Here is an 18,350-nt window from a genome sequence, read left to right as displayed (position 1 = left end):
GCCGCCGGTCTCGCCAGCACCGCCAGCCTTGCCGCCGGTTTCACCGGCGCCGCCAGCTTTGGCCCCGGTCTCGCTAGGCGAGCCTACCTGGACGCCAGACTCCCCGGCTGCGCCGGCATTGGAAATCCCTATGGTTCCCAGAGCAAAGAACGCCCCCACCAGCAACTTTGCCGTAGTTGTAACTTTAATGGTCATATCGTCTCCTGATAGCCAAGCTCCCCCGCATACTTAATAATCAGATTCTCGAAGAAAGTTTATTCACAATCATGATCGAGTCGGACACATTTAATGACAGTTTGATACGAGATTATACCTGTAAAATCTCGATTTATATGAAGTAATAAAAAGATAAATGCCATCATGACTCTATCGTAATTGTGTAGCAGTCGGCCGCTGTTAAAATGGCATACGCCTAATAATGCGGAAATATGCAGCCGATATTTCAATCGCCGTCGTGTAGAAGGCGCGTTGATGTTGGCGATCTTCAAGAAAACGTCAAGCAAACGCAGCACGACGGGCCGCGATGCCAATGGAGGGGCACATTGGCTGTCACTGCCGGTTACCACTTTTGGATGGATTCAGCGCCGCCAAGGGCAATTGACAGAAATGGCCCCTGCGGATGCCATTGAAGGGTTCCAAAGGCGGGGAGGATCAGGAGCATCTGCTCCCGATTTGAGGCTGGAAAGTTCGGCAAACGAGTGATCCAAACAGGCCCCGCATTTGGCCACGGACGATAACCATCGTCAGTCGAGAGCGGATCCATGGCCACTGACCCCGTCCATCACCTGGAATCAACTGCCAAGATTGTTTCGGCCTTTGTCAGCAGGAACCGGGCCTCACCTTCTGATCTGGTGGATTTGGTGGAAAATGTCGGCCGCGCTTTGCAGGCCCTCGCGGGAGGCTCGGAAAAAAGCAAACCAAAGGTCGTTCCCGCCGTACCAATCAGCAAATCGGTGACTCCGGATTTCATAATCAGCCTGGAGGATGGACGCAGGATGAAATCGCTGAAGCGGTATCTGGCATCGCTTGGAATGACACCGGCCGACTATCGCAGGAAATGGGGTTTGCCGCCTGACTACCCGTTGGTGGCGCCGAATTTCACCGCACTGCGTTCGCAAGCGGCAAAGAGGATCAGGCTTGGACAACGGATCGCCAGTGATCAGACCTCACGAACCTGACCGTATGGTCCTACCGGTGACGATTTTGCCGCGCCTGCTGTCCGTTCAACGTCGCCATGATTGAGGATTGCGACGGCGTTCCCCAAGGCGCTTGCCTGGAGGCAGATCTGTGCATCGTGGGCGCCGGTGCGGCGGGCTTGGCGCTCGCCTCGCAGTTCGAAGGAACACGGCATCGCATATGCATCATCGAAAGCGGCGGTCTGACATACGAACACTGGCGCCAAAGACTGTCGCGAGGCCGCTCTGTAGGCAGACCCTATGAGGCGCTGGACCTTTGCAGGATCCGCCAGTTCGGCGGAAGTACCGGCAGGGCTGGTTGGGGTGGGTGGTGCAAGATGCTGGACCACGCCGATTTCGAGCCTCGGTCCTGGATTCCGATGAGCGGATGGCCTGTCGATCGCAACTCGCTCCTCCCCCACTATGAGGCGGCCGCCGATTTGCTGGGCATCGACGACTTGCAAGCTGAATGGCCTGCCTCCGCGGTTCTGCCTATGACCGGGCCACTGTTTTCCGAACGATGCTTTCTCAGTCCCATCCCGGATTTGGGGGCGACATTGCGCGCCAGGCTGCAAAGGGCAAAAAACGTGCAGGTTTTCCTGCACGCCACGGCCTTGCGGCTAGACACCGACTCTGCGGGAAGATGGGTTCGCTCCATCGAGGTGGCCAGTACGCCAAACAGGCGATTCCGGATCCAGGCACGGTCCTTTGTGTTGGCCTGCGGCGGGATCGAAAACGCGCGCCTGCTCCTGGTTTCAAACCGGCAGACGCCGAATGGCATAGGCAACCAGCATGACCTGGTCGGCCGCTATTTCATGGAGCATCCGCGCGTGAAATGGGGGAGCCTGCAGGTCTGCCATCCCGACACCGCGCTGGCCCTTCACGTGCCATCCATTGTGGCGCGGAGGCGTTATTTGTCGGAGCAAGAGCACTGCGGCGTGACCGGTGCATTCGGGCTGGCGCTGCGCCCTGAGATTCGTGAAAGTGAACGCCTTCTGGGCTCCCGGACGTGGATCAAGCCGGGACCTTGCGCCAATGATCTGGGTGGCTCCGAGGCGTTGCATTATCTTGCCTTCTGGCTGCGGAAGGGACGCCTCCATCGCGACCTCATCAAAAGTGGCCGCACCATCCTCAGACATCCCGCAGCGTCGGTCGCGTCAGCCATCGAGCGCCTTGGGCACTCACGCGGGCGCGTAAGACATTTTCATTTTGACACGATCCTCGAACAAGAGCCGGACCCGGAAAGCCGGGTTACGCTCGATACAAGACTTGACGAATTCAATCTTCCGCGCGTGAAGCTGGAATGGAGGGTGGGGCCTCTCGTTCGGCGTACACTCGAGCGCGTGCAGACAATCATCACCGACGAGATGCGGCTGCTGGGCCACAGAAGCGACGTTCGATCGAGCACCCACGAGACCCCGACTTGCGGAGACGATATCCCATACCGATGGGTGAGGCACCACATGGGCACAACGAGGATGAGCGCCGATCCGCGGACTGGCGTGGTCGATGCCACGTGCCAGGTTCACGGCCTCGGAAACCTTTTTGTCGCCGGGAGCTCCGTTTTCCCAACCGGGGGAAACGATATGCCCACCCTGACGATTGTCGCGCTTGCCATTAAATTGGGCCGACACCTGCGGCAATGGCTCGAATAGAGGTCAATTCCATATTGGAGGAGCTCACGGAGGCCGCGCTCGGAGGCTTGACCAGCCTGACGGCTCGTTGCTCGGAGTCCGGCATGAGATGTCTTCCAAGATACACTTTACTTCACAATGGCATAATTTCAGGTTTACTTTACGTGCTTTGGATATGGATGTGAAAATTTACAGTTTTAAAAGCGACGTCACGTAAAATCCTCCTTTGCAATTCGTTATAGATTGCATGCGGATCAACCCCCGGCATCCTTTTCGTTGAGGATACACCTTTTGGTGGAGGCAGCCTTGCCACTACGACATTTTGCCGTCCCGGCTCTAATCCTGCTAAAAATATGCGATTATATTCAGGGTGTGCGTTTTGTCACACCGCCTCATCGATCTGCAAGTTATTACTAATACCTTAAGGAGGTGGGTATTCGAAGCGGATTCTCCGTTGGGGTGAATTCCGTGGGTACTGGAGTTGAACCTTTGGGTTGGGGATAAGCTATGACAATTCTGTCCATTACCGATCAGCCGGTCAAAACCGACTTGGCTCCCTATTCATCTGTCGCAAATGCCAATCATATCGGACCTGCTCCCTCACGGGAGGAGATGGAGATAGCGATCATCGATGACAGACCGCTGATGTGCGACTGTTTCGCCAGAAGCCTCGAACTCATCGAGCCATCATTTCGTATCCAACGCTATCCTACGGTCGAAGCGTTTGACGCTGCCAGCCCGGAGGAGACCGAACGCGTCTCGACCGTGTTGCTATGCGTCATGTGGTCGAATTCTCAGGCGGACTATCATCTGTCGCGGATTGCCCATCTCAAGGCAACCAGACCCTCTCTGGGAATCGTAATGCTCTCGGATATCGAAAGCTTTGACGATATCGTCAAAGCAGTGGAAAGCGGGACACGCGGTTACATCCCAACAAGCGTCAGCTTGCAGGTTGCGGCAAAGGCTATTCAGCTTGTCGCGGCAGGAGGGACTTTCGTACCGCCGAGCGTCCTCTTTAGTTCGAGCCAGGCGATCAAGGACAGCCAACCCGCGAAGCAGCCGCAGGGCGACAATGTTTTCACGTCGCGCCAGATGGCGGTGATCGAAGCGTTGCGGCGGGGCAAGGCAAACAAGGTGATCGCATACGAGCTCAACATGTGCGAAAGCACGGTCAAGGTGCATATTCGCAATGTCATGAAAAAGCTTCGCGCGAGAAATCGTACCGAGGTAGCCTACATCCTCAACACAACGCCTTATGATGGTGTGAGCATACGAAATTGAGGCATGGCTGCCGCCTCGGTCAAAAATGATGATTTCTTTTGCCCGCGGCAACGGTGCCGGTTGGCTTTGTCAGGCCCTCGAATTGGAGAGCCTGACAAAGACTCGACATTTTGCAGGGTGCGAGGAAAGTTGAAACAGCCGCTAGATCGATATGCTGTTCCGCAGACGGAGAGGGAAACCACTCCCACAGCCGAAAGGAACACATCGCAAAGCCCGGACTTGAGCGATATCGAGCATTTCCATGCCGTTCGCCCTTCTACGCTGGCCGAGATGAACCGACGCTGTCATTGGTTCCATCTCGAAGACGGCGATGTCTTGATTCCGGCCGGCGAAAGGGTCGATCGAGTATTTTTTCTTCTGGAGGGTGAGCTTCGCTTCCCTGTCTATACCCGTACAGGCAAAATTGTATGGCTCCCATCGGCGCACGAGGGATCGCTCGTCAATGAAGTGGCTTTGAGCGGGGACCTTCTTGCGGTGCCTTATTCAATCGAAGCCGCAGGACCATGCACCATTGCCTCCATCGGCAATCGGGCCTTCCTGGATATAATCAAGAACGATCCCGAGGCGCTTCAGGCCATCGTCCAAATGCTGGTCGAGCGCCAGCACTCGTTTGTCGAGCATATCGTTGAACTCTCGACACTCAGCGTTCGATCACGCGTGCATAGCGAACTGCTGCGCTTGTGTGTTGAAAGTATCGACACTGACGGTTCGGCGATGATTTCTCCCATTCCCACCCATACGGATCTGGCCAATCGCATCGGCACGCATCGGGAAGCGGTGGCCCGCGAACTCAGTTATCTGCAGAGTGTCGGGATTGTGCTGCGCCGCGCAAAGGAACTCTTTGTGCCCGACGTGTCTCGCTTGACGGACCTGCTCTCCAAGTCCGACGATTAATCTCTCATGATCAGCCATGGTCTCGGGCCATGGACCGTCGCAGCCCTGCATTATCCCCGCAGCCATGCGAAGCGTTTGGTGCCTAAGCCAAGCCACGTCCGAACGGCATTATGCTGCGATGTCGAGCGGTAGATCTTCTGATGATAGACCAGCTCATAGGGCCACAGTTCGAGGCTGCGGTTCGCGAGATGCGTGAGTATCCAGGTGATAGCGCTTGCAGCGACAATGAAGGCGCCCATCGAGACGACGACGTTGGCGGTGAACAGGTGAGCGTGTGAAAAGAGGGAGCGGGTCAGAAAATACGTATAGGGATGCACCAGATAAAGGCTGTAGCTGACCGTCCCGAAGTAGCGAAGAAGCCGATTGCCGAGAAGCAGCGCAGTCAAGCTGTTTCGCGACACCGCAAGGCCGAAGTAAAGCGCCGTCGCAGCGACCAGCAATGGCACTTCGGCATTCTGGAAATCGGACCAGTGATAGTCGTAGTGGCCGCGGGTGGATATGAAGACGCACGTTGCCAGCGCCGCGCTCTCGGCCAGTCGATGGCGACCGACACGCATCCAATCATATCGATCGTAGGCGAGACGGATCAGGCCGCCGGCAACGAAATACAGGGCAATCGGATATCTGCCGATAAAGAGCACCGCGAGAAGACCCAGAGCGGCCAACCCAAGCTTGTTGGGGCGACGGATGGCGAAGAACACGAAGGCACCGGTGAACACATAGAACCAGACTTCGAACGTCAGGCTCCAGGCATTCGGCGTCAGCTGCTCTGTGTGGGCGAAAAGATTCAGGAACGTCAGTCCGGCGAGAATTGCGGTGAGGTTGTTGGTCTCGGGGTAGAGGTTTGTCGCGGCGTTCAGTGCGACGTAGAGCACGCTGAGAACGAAGAACAGCGGGTAGACGCGCAGGAACCGTCGGGCGGCAAACTCACGGGGACTGTAGTGCAGCGCACTCGGAAGGATCACGAAGCCACTGATGGCGAAGAAAAGGCACACACCGAAGGTGCCGAAATTCCAGAAAGGCTCAATGGCCGCTACATAGGCGGAGTTCGAGGCGTAGATATGCTCCGCCGTGCCGCCCAGGAGATGCGCGAAGAACACCATAAGCGAAGCGACACCACGAAGCCCATGCGCAGCCACATTGAATGACTTGTCGGAAACTGGTTTCGCGGATGCGTCGCGCAGGGCATGCGGTGCGTCCGATGGTTTTAGGGAAGGTGGATGCGCAACAGCCATTTGAGCCTTCAAATTGGACCCCGCAGACCATTCCAACCTACACCGATCCAGATTTTGCAATGCTCAGGAATTCGAAGGACACCCCTGCCCAAAAGTAGTGGGCTGGCGTGGGAAAACTCCACCCGATGATCAAGCAGCCGCGTTGCGGGATCGCGGACATTAACGGGATCCGTCTTGGCCGCAGGCGAGAGCTGAACCGCAGCCGGGGCGGGGCGTGACCTACACCGGGTCGGAATTGGCGGGCTTTTTCGGCAGCCAGGACGCCAAAACGGCCGCAAGTCGCCACGTCGAACCGCTCCGCTTGGCAAAAGCCCCCGGCCTTCGCGCCTCCCTGTGGTCCCAGAGGCCATTTCGATCTTGTTCGCGGGGGCCACGGCTAGTCCGATTTAGCCGCAGGTTACCTCCTATTGCGGGCGGACAGTGGCGCGAGAGTGCCGTTATACAGCATCGGTATGTCACGCTTTCAGGCTCATCGGCTCAGCCTCGCTGCCGGCGTGATGTTGGACGGTCGAAAACCCTCTCGTCCGGCATCGCTCCATTCAGCACAGGCGGCTCCAACCTATCGAGCCGACATCGATGGTTTACGTGCCATCGCTGTCGTGTCGGTTGTGCTGTTTCACGCCGGTTTCACCAAGGTCGGCGGCGGCTATGTCGGTGTCGACATTTTCTTTGTCATTTCTGGCTACCTGATAACGCAATTGATCGCCAGGGATCTCCAGACAGGCGAATTCTCGGTCTGGCATTTTTACGAGCGGCGCATACGCCGCATTTTTCCGGCGTTGTTCGCCATGCTGGCGGTCTGTACGCTGGCCTGCGCCCTCATCTTCTTACCCGATGACTTCAGACGTTTCGGCCGTAACTTCGTCGCCACGGCTCTCTTCTCGTCCAATATCGGCTTTTGGCTGAAGACGGGCTATTTTGATGGAGAAACGTACGACCAGCCACTCATCCACACCTGGTCACTGGCGGTGGAAGAGCAGTTCTACATCCTGTTTCCGATATTCCTTGTCTCAATCTGGCGCCTGGGAGCCGGCAATGTTCGCAGTCTCATTGCGAGCCTCGCGGGAATTTCGTTCATCGCAACCATCGTGGTGATGCAGTACGACGATGCTGCCGCTTTTTACCTGACCCCATTCAGGGCGTGGGAGCTTCTGTTGGGCAGCCTCATGGCGCTCGAAGCATTCCCACGCCTCACCAAGCGCTGGCAAAGTGAGGTGGCTACCTGGGCGGGACTGCTCCTGATCGCCGCTGCCGTGCTGGGTTATTCCGAGACGACTTCATTCCCCGGTATCGCGGCGCTCCTTCCGTGCATCGGAGCTGCCCTTGTCATTCACGGAGGACGTGAAGCGAGCTGCTGGGTCACGCGGCTGATTTCGACAAGGCCGTTCGTCGGCGTGGGCCTGATAAGCTACTCCCTGTATCTTTGGCATTGGCCGCTGATTGTTCTGGGCAGTTACCTGGCAATCGATGAGCTGAGTTCGCTTCAGTCTGTTGGCCTGGTGACTGCCTCATTCACGCTGGCGCTGCTGTCCTGGCGATACATTGAGCGGCCGCTCAGGGTGCCGTCGCGCGTAAGCCGCCCTGTGTCCGTCTTGGCTGGAGGTACTTTGGCCATCGTCGCCGCGGTAATAACCGGTGCCGTGATCTACCACGACAATGGCTGGCCGACGCGCTTCTCCAAGGACGTGAATGTGTTGTCCAGCTATGCTTTCTCCGCCAACCCTGAAGCGGATAAATGCGCAGACGTATTGCTTCAGCTTGCGGCAAAGTCTCCCTGTACAATAGGCACCTCTGAAAATGCCCGCATCTTCCTGTGGGGGGATTCGCACGCCGGAGCGCTATTCGGCGCGATGTCCGAATTGGCTGCAAATGGCGCAAGCACGGTCTACGGCGCCACTCCCCGCTGCCCCCCTCTGCTTGGGGTCGGAACCGACGGAGCGTGCATCCAGGGAAACGATTTACGGCTCAAATACGTCCTCGGTCGCCCAGAGCTGAAGACAGTCATAATTGCTGCCAGGTGGTCTCTCTATCTGGAGGGTCGTGCGGTCGAACTTGGACCGGCAGAACGCAACGGCGACCTTCCCCAGTTGCAGGACCGCAACGGCGTTCAATTCGATCGCTTCTCAAACGAGGCGCGCGAGGCATTCGAGATATCCCTGAGAAAAACCGTGCGTCGGCTCCTCGATGCCGGCAAGAACGTGATCATCGTCTATCCCGTCCCAGAGGTGGGCTATGACGTCCCCTCCACGGCAGCTCGACTCGTAGCGCAGGGACATGACCTGTCTGGCTTCAACGTGTCGGAGCGCCTCTACCGGGAGCGGCAGCAGATTGCGTTTGGCGTTCTAGACAGGCTGGGCCAACATCGCGGCCTCGTTCGCGTTTATCCGACGCAGGCGCTTTGTCCGCAGGAACGGTGCGTTGTCATGATGGGCGGAAAACTGCTGTATTTTGACAGCCACCACCTCAGCATCCCCGGGTCCGAGGCACTCGAGCCATTGCTAGCAAGAGCTCTGCGACAAGGCGCCTGAAGTTCCGAGGCTCAAAGCGCGTAGCGTTTGAACGGAAACGCAGAAAGCCGTCTTACACTTTGCTGGAAATCGCTTTAGCGGAGGTGCCGGCGGCCCTGAGCGTCGACGATGGTGTTGTCCGCGACGTTTGCACTGATGTGCGCGCCGTTGTGGATCAGGCAACCGGCACCGATCTGGACGCCCAGCAGCACCGTTGCGCCCATGCCCACGACAGACATCGCCCCGACGCTCACCCCGCCGGCGACGATGGCGCCCGGGGTCAGGTGCGCATGGTCCTGCACGACGCTGTCGTGGCAGACGATACTCCCCTGGTTGACGATCACGTTGTTGCCGATCGTACAGCGGGGACCGATGCTCGTGCCGGCCAGAATATGGCAGCCATCTCCGATCCTGGTCGCCTTGGACACGACCGCGGATGGGTGGATCACAGGCGGCAGAATGAAGCCCATGGCCGCGGCGCGTTCGAACATTGCCCGCCGCGCTTCGCTGGACTGGGCTCCGCCGATGCCGATGAAGGCGTAGCGCGTGCCCTCGGCAAGCAGACGCTCCAGGCTCTCCTGCGTACCGATCACCGAAATGCCGGCGCAGACGTGGTGGCCAACGGGCAGGGCCTGATCGGTGCAGCCGAGGATCTCGTATCCGGAGCCATCGAGAGCATCGATCAAGCAGGCGGCGTGGCCGCCGCCGCCGATGATGACCGCCCGCCGCGTGGACGCGGAAGGAGCGGCGGACTGCGCCCCGTGCGAACCTGCAACTATTGCCTCGGATCGGCAGCTGGCCGCCGCGCGCACCTCGGCTTCGCCGATGCGGCCGTTGGAGGGCCTGACATCCGCCAGGTCGATCCCGAGCTCGGACGCGGCCTTGCGGGCCTTGGCCGTTATCGCGACCTCTTTGACAGCGCTATCGGCTGGGCTGGCCGCTGCGGATGCGCTCGCATTATCGTCGACGATCTCGCACAGCGTTGAGCCGACGGCGACGAAGTCGCCGATCTTGACGTCGAGCCGGCCGATTACCCCTGCCTCGGGGGCATTGACCTCAACGGCAGCCTTCGTGGTCTCAAGGACAAAAAGAAGAGCCCCTTGCTCTACACTTTCACCCTGCGCGACCTTGATCTCGATCAACTGAAGATTGTCCTCGTTGGCGTTAACCCGCGGGGCCTCGACAAGCACAGTCATGAAAGCTTAGCCTTTCTTGAACAGATCGATGCAGGCCGCCTGGATGGCGTTCACACCTGGCAGCAGATCGTCCTCCCATTCGCGGCTTGAGGGAATAGGGTGGTTTGGTCCGGCCAACGCGCTGAAGTGCTTGACCCGGCCGATCAAGGCGCGCGCGCACTCGGACGCGAAGCCCCAGCCAGGAGAGCCTTCCTCCACGACGAGAACGCGGCTGCACTGGCCGACCTGGCTCAGGACCTCCTCGCCAGGAAAAGGCGACAGCTGTTCAACGGCCACCACGGTGGTTGCGATTTCCTCCTCTTCGGCGAGCTTGTTTGCGGCAGCAACCGCGTGCTCGACGCAACCCCCATAGGTCAGGATCACGATGTCCGAATCCGCCGGATGTGGAAGTGCGGCCGTGCCGAGCACGGGCCTCGAATACATGACCTTGTTTTCGATTATCAGGTGAGGGGACCGAGAAGCGAGAGCCCGGTGCAGGAGCGCCCCTGGATCCGCATACTCATGCGTTGCAAACACGGTAAGGCCCGGCACGCCGCAAAAATGCTTTTCCAGGCTCTGCGAGTGCGTCGGCCCATAGCCACGCCGTCCACCCATGGGCGCGCGAATGATGATCGGCACCTCGACTTGATCGTTGTACATCCAACGAAACTTGGCCGCGTGGTTGATGATCTGGTCGGCGGCAAGGGCGATGAAATCTCCGAACATGAGCTCGACGATCACAGGCCTGCCCTTGAGGGCCATGCCCGCCGCCATGCCGACGATGCCACCTTCGCTGATCGGCGTGGTCCAGACACGATCCTGATAGGCCGTGGACAGGCCCTTGGTCACTTTGAAGGCGCCGCCATAGGGGTCGAGGACGTCCTCGCCCATAACCACCAGCCGGAGATCGGCTTGCATGAGATCGTGGAGCGCACGGTTGATCGATTCGACGACGCGCATGGTCAGCCTCGCGCTAAGGCAGCCGCGGCTGCTGATTCGACGGCACGATCCACAGCAGATCGACAAAAGGCGTCGATCTCCTCGAACTGCGCGACGCGCTGGCGCATCGGGGGGATCGGATCGCGGGCGCGAGCCTGTTCAAGCCGCAAGGGCGGCCGGGTATCATCTCCCTTGCTGTGGGGACCAATCCGTTCGGTCCGCAAATAGAGCCAGCACGGGCGGCCCTCGGTGCGAATATAGGCTACAGCCTCTTGGGCAAGCTCACATATTTCGACCGGATCGTTGCCATCATAGGCGAACGTGCGGATGCCGAAAGGTTCGGCCCTGGCGATGATCGAACCGGAAACGGTGAGATGTTTTGGGGTGGTTTGGGCGATGTCGTTGTCCTCGACCACAAAAAGCACCGGGGCACCGAAAACCGAAGCGAGGTTCAGGCTCTCGTAAACAGCCCCTTCACCCATCGTTCCATCGCCTAGGAAAACCACTGCCACGGCGCCATCGTCCTTTCGTGCCAGCGCGCAGCCAACCGCCACGGGCGCTATGCCGCCTTGGATTCCATTGGAGTGGAAGTTGCGGAAACACAGGTGCTGACTCCCGCCGCGCCCCCCGCAAATGCCGGTTACACGCCCCATGATCTCGGCAATCAGGCCCTCGACTTCACCCGAGTAGGCAATGAAATGACCGTGGCAACGGTGGTTGCTCCAGACAATGTCACGATCCCGGTCAAGAGCGTTCACCACCCCCACCGCATTGGCTTCCTGTCCGATGGATGTGTGCGTGGTGCCGAACAGCAGCCCTTGGGAAAACAGCTCCAGCAAGCGCTCCTCGACAAGCCGGATGAGGATCATCTGCTGATAAAGCCGGGCCACGGTCGGCAGTTCGAACCCGAGCAGCGTTCTTTTTTCCTGAGGAAGGGTGAGGTTCTGCAATGCTGAAAACGGCACCAATTTCAGCTCTCCAAAGGAAGACGCCGGAATGGTTCCATCTTTCCTGATCGCGTGCTCGTTCATCAGGCCGCCTCGAGCTGGCGCGCAGCCGCGACAAGGATGGACCGCGTCGTCGACGCTGCCGCCGCCGTTTCCTCGACCGTCCAGGACGGGTCGACCAGGAACGCGATGCTCGTTTCACCGAGCTGCCGCGCGACGGGCAGTCGCTCGGACGGCGCCACGCCGGCATCGGCGAAGGCATGCTCGAGATAGATTTCGGAGCAGCTGCCCGAGAAGCACGGAACGCCTGCCGCGTTGACGGCCGCGATCAGTTCGTCCCGCGACCATCCCGAAGACAACATCTCCGGCTTGATATAGAAATAGCATCGATACCAGGCATGCCTGTGTGCCGGATCGAGCCGGGGCGTGTACAGCATCGGCAAATCAGCAAGCGTGTTTATCCAGATGGCGGCATTGCGCTCGCGTTGGTGAATCCAGTCGGGCAGATGTTCGAGCTGCCGCAAGCCAAGCACGGCCTGGATGGACGTCATGCGCCAATTGGTGCCGATGCTGTCATGCAACCAGCGGAATCCGGTCGGCCGATGAGGGGCAAAGACCACATTATAGTTCTTGCCGTGGTCCTTGAGGCTCCAGGCGGCGAGCCACAATTTCCTGTCGTCCATCGCGACAAGCCCGCCTTCACCGCCCGTCGTGATGATCTTGTCCTGGCAGAACGAAAATGCCGCTATGTCACCGAAGGAGCCGATCGGTCGCCCGTTATATTCGGCGCCATGCGCCTGGGCGCAATCCTCGATCACCTTGATGCCGCTGCGCTTTGCAAGTTCCATGATCGGCGCCATGTCGCACGGCCATCCGGCGATATGCACGACAATGACGGCCTTTGTCCGCGCCGTTATCTTCGGCGCGATCGTTTCGGCGGAAAGATTGCCCGAGGTCGGGTCGACATCGGCGAAGACAGGTGTCGCACCGGCAAACATGACGCAAGCGGCCGACGCGACGAAACTGCGGGGCGTTACGATCACCTCGTCGCCGGCGCCGATGTGGAGGATCTTCATCGCAAGGTCCAGCGCGAGGGAGCCATTGGCCAGCGCCACGGCATGACGCCGGCCGAGGCTGCGCGCGTAAGCGCGTTCGAAGGTCTTCACATGGTCGCCGGTCCAGGCGTTCACCCGGCCAGACCGCAGAACGTCCACAACGTCGGCTATCTGTTCTTCGTCGTAAATCGGCCAGCGTTTCATCTCGGAACACTCCAGCTAGAATTCAGATGACATTTCTCAGAAGGACAAAGGCCTCGGCCGCCCTCAAATGGACGGCGGTGCCCCTGACGATCGCCAGCGCCCGTAATGTTTCGATCGAACGCTCGTGCGGGAAATTCTTGATCTGCGAAGCGAACATCGACGCGGCTTCGAGTTTGCGGTCGAGTGTCGCCTGGATGTCTATGAAGACATTCGGCACGAAGCTCGGCGTGACATAGGGTGCATTCCAGTTCGTTTCAGACACCGTCTCGTAGGCCATGATCGTCCGCGGGTAGTGGGACTGGGTGGGACGGGCGGCAACCAGCGACGACAGGAAGATCAGCTGGTGGTCCATATGAACATCGCCGACGAAGGGGATGAGCAAGGTGTCCGGCTTGACCGCCTGCAGCAGAGCTTGCAATGCAGCATTGACGGTCGAGTGCGGTGTCTGGCCGAGCTGCGCGGCGGGCAGATCAAGCCAATGCGTGTGTCGCACGCCCAGGCCGGCATGGGCCGCCTTCGCCTCACTTCGGACCTGCTGCGTCATCTCCTCTGTGAAGGCAGGCGGACAGCCTCGCGTAACCACTGCGACATGGACTTCCCCGCCTTCCGCGGCGACCCGGGCTATCGTGCCGCCACACCCCAGAACCTCATCGTCGGGATGCGGCGCGATCACCAGGAGCCGACCAAGGGCCGGGCTCATGACCGAACCGTCCCGGCGGGCATCGCCTTCAACGCGTGATCGACATGGCGGCGATCGATGCGTTCGCCCAACAGGGCCACAAGGACGGTCAGGATCAGTATCTGCAGATCGAGCCAGAGATTGCGATTGCGCACATACCAGAGATCAAGCGCCAGCTTTTCACCGTTGGTGAGGCGGGTATTGCCGTTCACCTGTGCCCAGCCGGACAGGCCCGGACGGACCGTGCAGCGAACACGTCCCAGGTCGCCGAACTCGGCGATGGTGGCTGGCAGCAGCGGACGTGGCCCTATGAACGCCATGTCGCCCCTGGCTATGGAGATAAGTTGAGGCAGCTCATCGATACGGATGGCGCGCATCAGCCGGGTGGCGGGCGTCTCGCGCAAGGCGTCGGGCAGCAGCACGCCATCCGCATCGCGCCCTTCACGCATCGTACGAAACTTGCAGATGACAAAGGGACGGCCTGCCAAGCCGCTGCGGGTCTGGCGGAAGAACAGTGGGCGGCCGACACTCGCCCAGACAATTGCGGCGGCCACCATCCATAGCGGCAGGCTGAGGATCAAAAGCACCACCGCAGCGATCCGGCTGGGCATCGCCCGGCCTATCGGCACGCGAGCGGTCAATTCGGAAGACCGGGCCATCGGATTGCTGAGGCCGATCATTGTGACGGCCCCACCTGGGCGGCAGGGGGCGCCGCGACAGGAGCGTCCAGACGGCTGGCCAGGTCCAGGGCGTTGTCCAGACGGTTTATCGACACCAGGATCGTGTCTCCGGCTACAATCGGATCGTCGAGGGTCGCCACCCTGGTGGCGATCTGGCCGTTCTGCTTGCGGCGGATTTGGTAAGTGAACGCGATAGTGTTGTTGGTGCGTGTCTGTTCCGCCGCCAGCGTGCTCAGCAGCAGGATCTGCTCTTCGGTCGACTCGCGAACCGAGACCAGGCGCTCGATTTCAGAGTTGTGGGCCTGAAGCTCCGTCAGCGCTGTGTGCGTCCAGGTCTGGGTGGCGTCGTCCAGGTCACGCTGCAACTGGCTCAATTCCCGGCGAACCGTCGACGCCTGATTGTAGATTTCAAGCAGATGCGACTGCTGCGTGGTCGCCTCGCGCTCGGCGTTCGAGAGATCCGTAAGCGTGACGATGCCTTTCTTGTTGAGGGCCCTGACACGCTCGAGATCGGCTTGCGACGAAGCGATCACAGTCTTCTGTATGTCCGATAGCTGTTCAATATTGGCGAGGGCGATGTTCACTTCGTCGATTCCCGCCAACAGCTGCTTGCGACGTGTGGTCAGTGCGTGTTGATCCGTTTCAAGGATCCGCTGCTCCGTCGGAAGCAACGTTGCGAGCAGATTGGCATTCATGAGGCCTCTGATCTTGGGAGGCAAATCCAGTTCCGAGATCTTGTCGTTGTTTGCCAACTGAGCCTTGATGCGCGCGGCGGCGACGGCTTCCTTGGCAATCTGCACCACGCTTTCATCAAGGGTTCCACGCAGCCGGGCGCGCGTCACCACGCGATCCTCGGCAGTGGCCCCGCCCGTCGATTGACCACCGGCAAGCGCCACCGCCTGCTCCACGGTCAGTGCTGGCTGGTACGGAAACGAGCCCGGCGCCTTGACATCCCCAAGGACAAAGATCGGACGGAAGCTGACCACCGCCAGGGCTATATGCGGGTCGTTGAAGAACTCTCGGTCGATGAACGCCTTGCGGATATGCTTCAAAGCGTCAGGCACCGTCAGGCCGCCGACTTCAAAGCTGCCGATCAGCGGAATGTTGACCGCGCCATCGCTGGCCACTGTCAGCTGTTCGGCAGGAAGCGCATCGTCGATGAAGTCGAACGAAACCACATCGCCGACCGAAAGCTTGTAGCCGTCGTCAGCCGCGGCCCTGGCCGCGATCGGGCAAGCCAGGATCGCAACAACTGCGGGGACCGTGATCCGGGCACGTTTCAACGCTTTCGCGAGGATACTGGTCCACGAGCCTATCGATCGCCCGCTCCGTGCCGGATTGCAAAAAGACGCCATGGAAGCCCACCACAGAAATTTCCTGTGAAGACCTTAGCGACACCTGTGCGCGGACAATGAGTCATACCTTTGGTGGAGCAGAGACAACCTTCGGTCTCGTGCCCACCCAATTTGGCTAACTGGATGTCGATCGTAACCAACGTATGGTGCGGCTGGATACTGTCGGCCGATTGAACGCTTCCTTGTGGCGGAGCGCCGCAGACAGCTGGGAAGCTTGCGTGCACACAAGTGTTCTTCACACGATCACCAGTCTCGACGTTGGCGGCGCCCAGGTCATGCTTGCCCGTTTTCTTGGCCGGATCGACCAAAACCGCTTCTCGTCTTCGGTTCTATCGCTGCTTTCACCTGGGCCGTTGGCCGCACAGGTGAAGCATGCAAATTCCGGGCTCGTGTCGATCAGCATGACGGAGCGGCCGCGGCCGCGCGATGTCTTTCGGCTGACCCGGTCGATAAGCAGGGCGGCGCCCGACCTTCTTCACGGATGGATGTATCACGGCAACGTCGCGGCAACGCTCGGCTCGGTGCTGGGCTTCAACTTCTCGCCGGTAATCTGGAGTATCCATCACACGGTTCGCGACCTCGCCGACGAGAAACCATTGACGCGCCAGCTGATCCGGCTCTCGGCCCGGCTATCGAGCCGCGCCAGCGCAATCTCGTATTGCTCGCGCGTGGCCGCCGACGATCACGAGCGTCTGGGCTTTGATCCGCGCCGCAGGGTGGTGATTCCGAACGGAACGGATTGCGATCAGTTTTCTCCCGCGGCCGACGCCGGTGCGAAATTGCGCCATCTGTTCGGCTTGCCGCCCGAACGGCTGATCATCGGCCATGTGGCACGGTTTCATCCCATGAAAGACCAGATCAGCCTGGTTCGGGCCATCAGCCGTGTGCTGGCGCAGGGGTACGACGTTCAGGGCGTGTTTATCGGGGAGGGGCATGCCGATGGGCCGGTGCGGCGCGCCGCCCGCGATCTCGGCATAGATGACCGTATTACGACGCCGGGCATCCGCGGTGACGTTGCCGATCTTATGCCCGGCTTCGATGTCTACGCGCTTTGTTCAGCGTGGGGCGAGGCTTTTTCCCTTGCTGCCGGCGAGGCGATGGCAAGTGGCGTGCCGGCGGTGGTGACGGCGGTCGGCGACTCCGGCTGGCTCGTCGGCGACAGTGGAGTGGTCGTTCCGCCCCGGGACAGTGAGGCACTGGCCGCCGGCTTGGTCAGGCTTGTCGGCCTTGAACCGGCCCAGCGGCGCGCTCTGGGCCAACAGGCGCGTCGCCGCGTCATGGAGAACTTCTCACTATCGCTTTACGTCGATCGGCACCTGGAACTCTACGCAACAGCTCTGGGCCGTCGTCGCCATATCTCGAGCTGACAGGAGTGACTGGTGGTTGTCATGCACGCGAATGGTCGAGATCATTTTCCCGCCGGCGGGAACGATGCGATGCGCCGCAAGCGGATCGTCGTCATCGCAAGCCTGACGCGTTCGCTCGTCAATTTTCGCCTTGAATTGTTGAAAGCGATGCTCGCCGCCGGGCACGAGGTCATCGCGCTCGCCCCCGACAATGATGAGCAGGCCATCGCCAGGCTGGGTGCGATCGGCGTCAGCTTCCAACAGATTCCGATGGCCAGGACGGGTACCAATCCGCTGGCCGATCTGCGAACGCTCAAGGCGCTCTACCGGCTGATGCGCCGCCTGGCTCCCGACATCGTCCTGCCCTACACGATGAAGCCGATCATCTATGGCGGGCTGGCGGCGCGGCTTGCCGGCGTGCCTCGGCGGTTTGCCCTCTTCACGGGATTCGGCTTCATATTCAGCGGCAGCGTTACGGGCCTGCGTGCAACTGTCCTGCGCCGGTTGAGCATTGGTCTCTACCGCTCGGCCCTGAAGGGCTGCGAAGCTGTTTTCGCCTACAATGAAGCCGATGCTCTCGACATCCGGTGCCACGGGATGGTTTCCGCGACCACGCCGGTGATCAAGGTTGCGGGTTCCGGGGTGGACCTGACACTGTTCGCAGCCAGCCGGCCCCCACCCGGGCCGCCCATCTTCCTGCTGATTGCTCGCTTGCTGCGCGAGAAAGGGATTGCCGAGTTTGCCGCCGCCGCGCGCATCCTGAAGGCCAAGCACCGTACCGCGCGTTTCCAGATTCTCGGTCCGTTCGATCCCAGTCCTCTCGCCATCTCGAAAGCCGAGATGGACCAGTGGACCAGGGAAGGAGCCGTGGAGTATCTCGGCGAAACGCACGACGTCAGCCCCTATCTGACCGCATCCACGGTGTTTGTGCTGCCGTCCTACTATCGTGAGGGCATTCCCCGCAGCGCGCTGGAGGCCTTGTCGACGGGCCGGCCGATCATCACGACCAACGCGCCTGGCTGTCAGGAAACGGTTATCGACGGCGAGAACGGGTTTCGGATCGAGCCACGCGACGTGAATGCGCTTGCCGCGGCGCAGCGGGCTTTTCTCGAAGACGAGGAACTCGCCGCCAGAATGGGTGCCAGCTCAAGAAGGCTCGCGGAAGAACGCTTCGATGTGCACAAGGTGAACCGTACCTTGCTCGAGTCGATGGGACTGTAACCGGCCGAGCGTGACCGGCTGTG

General features: G+C 60.1%; 15 protein-coding genes and 1 pseudogene. 7 read left to right on the top strand and 9 right to left on the bottom strand.

The window, feature by feature from the left end; all coding sequences use genetic code 11:
• Positions 1-195 (bottom strand): annotated as a pseudogene (locus X741_RS1000000170670) (hypothetical protein); the annotation flags it as partial.
• Positions 196-761: 566 nt separating this feature from the next.
• On the opposite strand from X741_RS1000000170670, the gene X741_RS138050 reads away from it, so the two are divergent.
• The 4 genes from X741_RS138050 (at position 762) to X741_RS138065 (ending at position 4,984) form a co-directional block, all read left to right on the top strand.
• Positions 762-1,178: a MucR family transcriptional regulator gene (locus X741_RS138050; protein WP_023780671.1), complete on the top strand. Its 417-nt coding sequence runs from the start codon at positions 762-764 to the stop codon at positions 1,176-1,178.
• A 335-nt stretch (positions 1,179-1,513) separates the two neighbouring features.
• Positions 1,514-2,830: a GMC oxidoreductase gene (locus X741_RS138055; RefSeq protein ID WP_198024015.1), complete on the top strand. Its 1,317-nt coding sequence runs from the start codon at positions 1,514-1,516 to the stop codon at positions 2,828-2,830.
• A 486-nt stretch (positions 2,831-3,316) separates the two neighbouring features.
• Positions 3,317-4,090 carry a response regulator transcription factor gene (locus tag X741_RS138060; RefSeq protein ID WP_084018938.1) on the top strand — a complete coding sequence of 258 codons (774 nt, stop codon included), beginning with the start codon at positions 3,317-3,319 and terminating at the stop codon, positions 4,088-4,090.
• Between the two features lie 219 nt (positions 4,091-4,309).
• Positions 4,310-4,984 carry a Crp/Fnr family transcriptional regulator gene (locus X741_RS138065; protein WP_051410536.1) on the top strand — a complete coding sequence of 225 codons (675 nt, stop codon included), beginning with the start codon at positions 4,310-4,312 and terminating at the stop codon, positions 4,982-4,984.
• 50 nt (positions 4,985-5,034) lie between these two features.
• On the opposite strand, the gene X741_RS138070 is transcribed toward X741_RS138065, so the two are convergent.
• Complete coding sequence (locus X741_RS138070) at positions 5,035-6,219, bottom strand: acyltransferase (RefSeq protein ID WP_084018935.1); 1,185 nt, start codon at positions 6,217-6,219, stop codon at positions 5,035-5,037.
• A gap of 452 nt (positions 6,220-6,671) precedes the next feature.
• On the opposite strand from X741_RS138070, the gene X741_RS138075 reads away from it, so the two are divergent.
• Entirely contained in the window at positions 6,672-8,747 is a 2,076-nt protein-coding gene (locus X741_RS138075; protein ID WP_051410535.1) for an acyltransferase family protein, read from the top strand.
• Positions 8,748-8,821: 74 nt separating this feature from the next.
• Here the strand turns inward: X741_RS138075 and X741_RS1000000167735 are convergent, their stop codons facing one another.
• The 7 genes from X741_RS1000000167735 to X741_RS138100 are packed head-to-tail and all read right to left on the bottom strand — an operon-like array spanning position 8,822 to position 15,760.
• Complete coding sequence (locus X741_RS1000000167735; RefSeq protein WP_023780666.1) at positions 8,822-9,922, bottom strand: NeuD/PglB/VioB family sugar acetyltransferase; 1,101 nt, start codon at positions 9,920-9,922, stop codon at positions 8,822-8,824.
• 6 nt (positions 9,923-9,928) lie between these two features.
• The gene (locus X741_RS138080; protein ID WP_023780665.1) at positions 9,929-10,861 is read right to left on the bottom strand and encodes a transketolase C-terminal domain-containing protein; all 933 of its coding nucleotides are present in this window, start codon (positions 10,859-10,861) and stop codon (positions 9,929-9,931) included.
• Between the two features lie 2 nt (positions 10,862-10,863).
• Positions 10,864-11,871 carry a thiamine pyrophosphate-dependent dehydrogenase E1 component subunit alpha gene (locus X741_RS0136095; RefSeq protein ID WP_023780664.1) on the bottom strand — a complete coding sequence of 336 codons (1,008 nt, stop codon included), beginning with the start codon at positions 11,869-11,871 and terminating at the stop codon, positions 10,864-10,866.
• A complete protein-coding gene (locus tag X741_RS138085) occupies positions 11,871-13,046 on the bottom strand; it encodes a DegT/DnrJ/EryC1/StrS aminotransferase family protein (protein ID WP_023780663.1) in 1,176 nt (391 codons plus the stop codon). Before X741_RS138085 ends, X741_RS0136095 begins: the two co-directional genes overlap by 1 nt.
• A gap of 22 nt (positions 13,047-13,068) precedes the next feature.
• Positions 13,069-13,746: a PIG-L deacetylase family protein gene (locus tag X741_RS138090; RefSeq protein WP_013893298.1), complete on the bottom strand. Its 678-nt coding sequence runs from the start codon at positions 13,744-13,746 to the stop codon at positions 13,069-13,071.
• Positions 13,743-14,405: a sugar transferase gene (locus X741_RS138095; protein WP_023780662.1), complete on the bottom strand. Its 663-nt coding sequence runs from the start codon at positions 14,403-14,405 to the stop codon at positions 13,743-13,745. Before X741_RS138095 ends, X741_RS138090 begins: the two co-directional genes overlap by 4 nt.
• Positions 14,402-15,760, bottom strand: a complete 1,359-nt coding sequence (locus X741_RS138100) for a polysaccharide biosynthesis/export family protein (RefSeq protein ID WP_084018934.1) — start codon at positions 15,758-15,760, stop codon at positions 14,402-14,404. The genes X741_RS138095 and X741_RS138100 overlap by 4 nt, the downstream gene beginning before the upstream one ends.
• Positions 15,761-15,930: 170 nt before the next feature.
• Here X741_RS138100 and X741_RS138105 point away from each other — a divergent pair, with 170 nt between their 5' ends.
• Both X741_RS138105 and X741_RS138110 read left to right on the top strand, forming a co-directional pair.
• Complete coding sequence (locus X741_RS138105) at positions 15,931-17,127, top strand: glycosyltransferase (protein ID WP_198024014.1); 1,197 nt, start codon at positions 15,931-15,933, stop codon at positions 17,125-17,127.
• A 21-nt stretch (positions 17,128-17,148) separates the two neighbouring features.
• On the top strand, positions 17,149-18,327 hold the full coding sequence (locus X741_RS138110) for a glycosyltransferase family 4 protein (protein ID WP_245272802.1): 1,179 nt from the start codon (positions 17,149-17,151) through the stop codon (positions 18,325-18,327).
• Positions 18,328-18,350 lie beyond the last annotated feature (23 nt).

The organism is Mesorhizobium sp. LNHC221B00, from assembly GCF_000502935.1.
GTDB lineage: Bacteria > Pseudomonadota > Alphaproteobacteria > Rhizobiales > Rhizobiaceae > Mesorhizobium > Mesorhizobium opportunistum.
The sequence above is the reverse complement of the archived record's forward strand: the minus strand, read 5'-3'. Positions and strand labels throughout refer to the sequence as shown.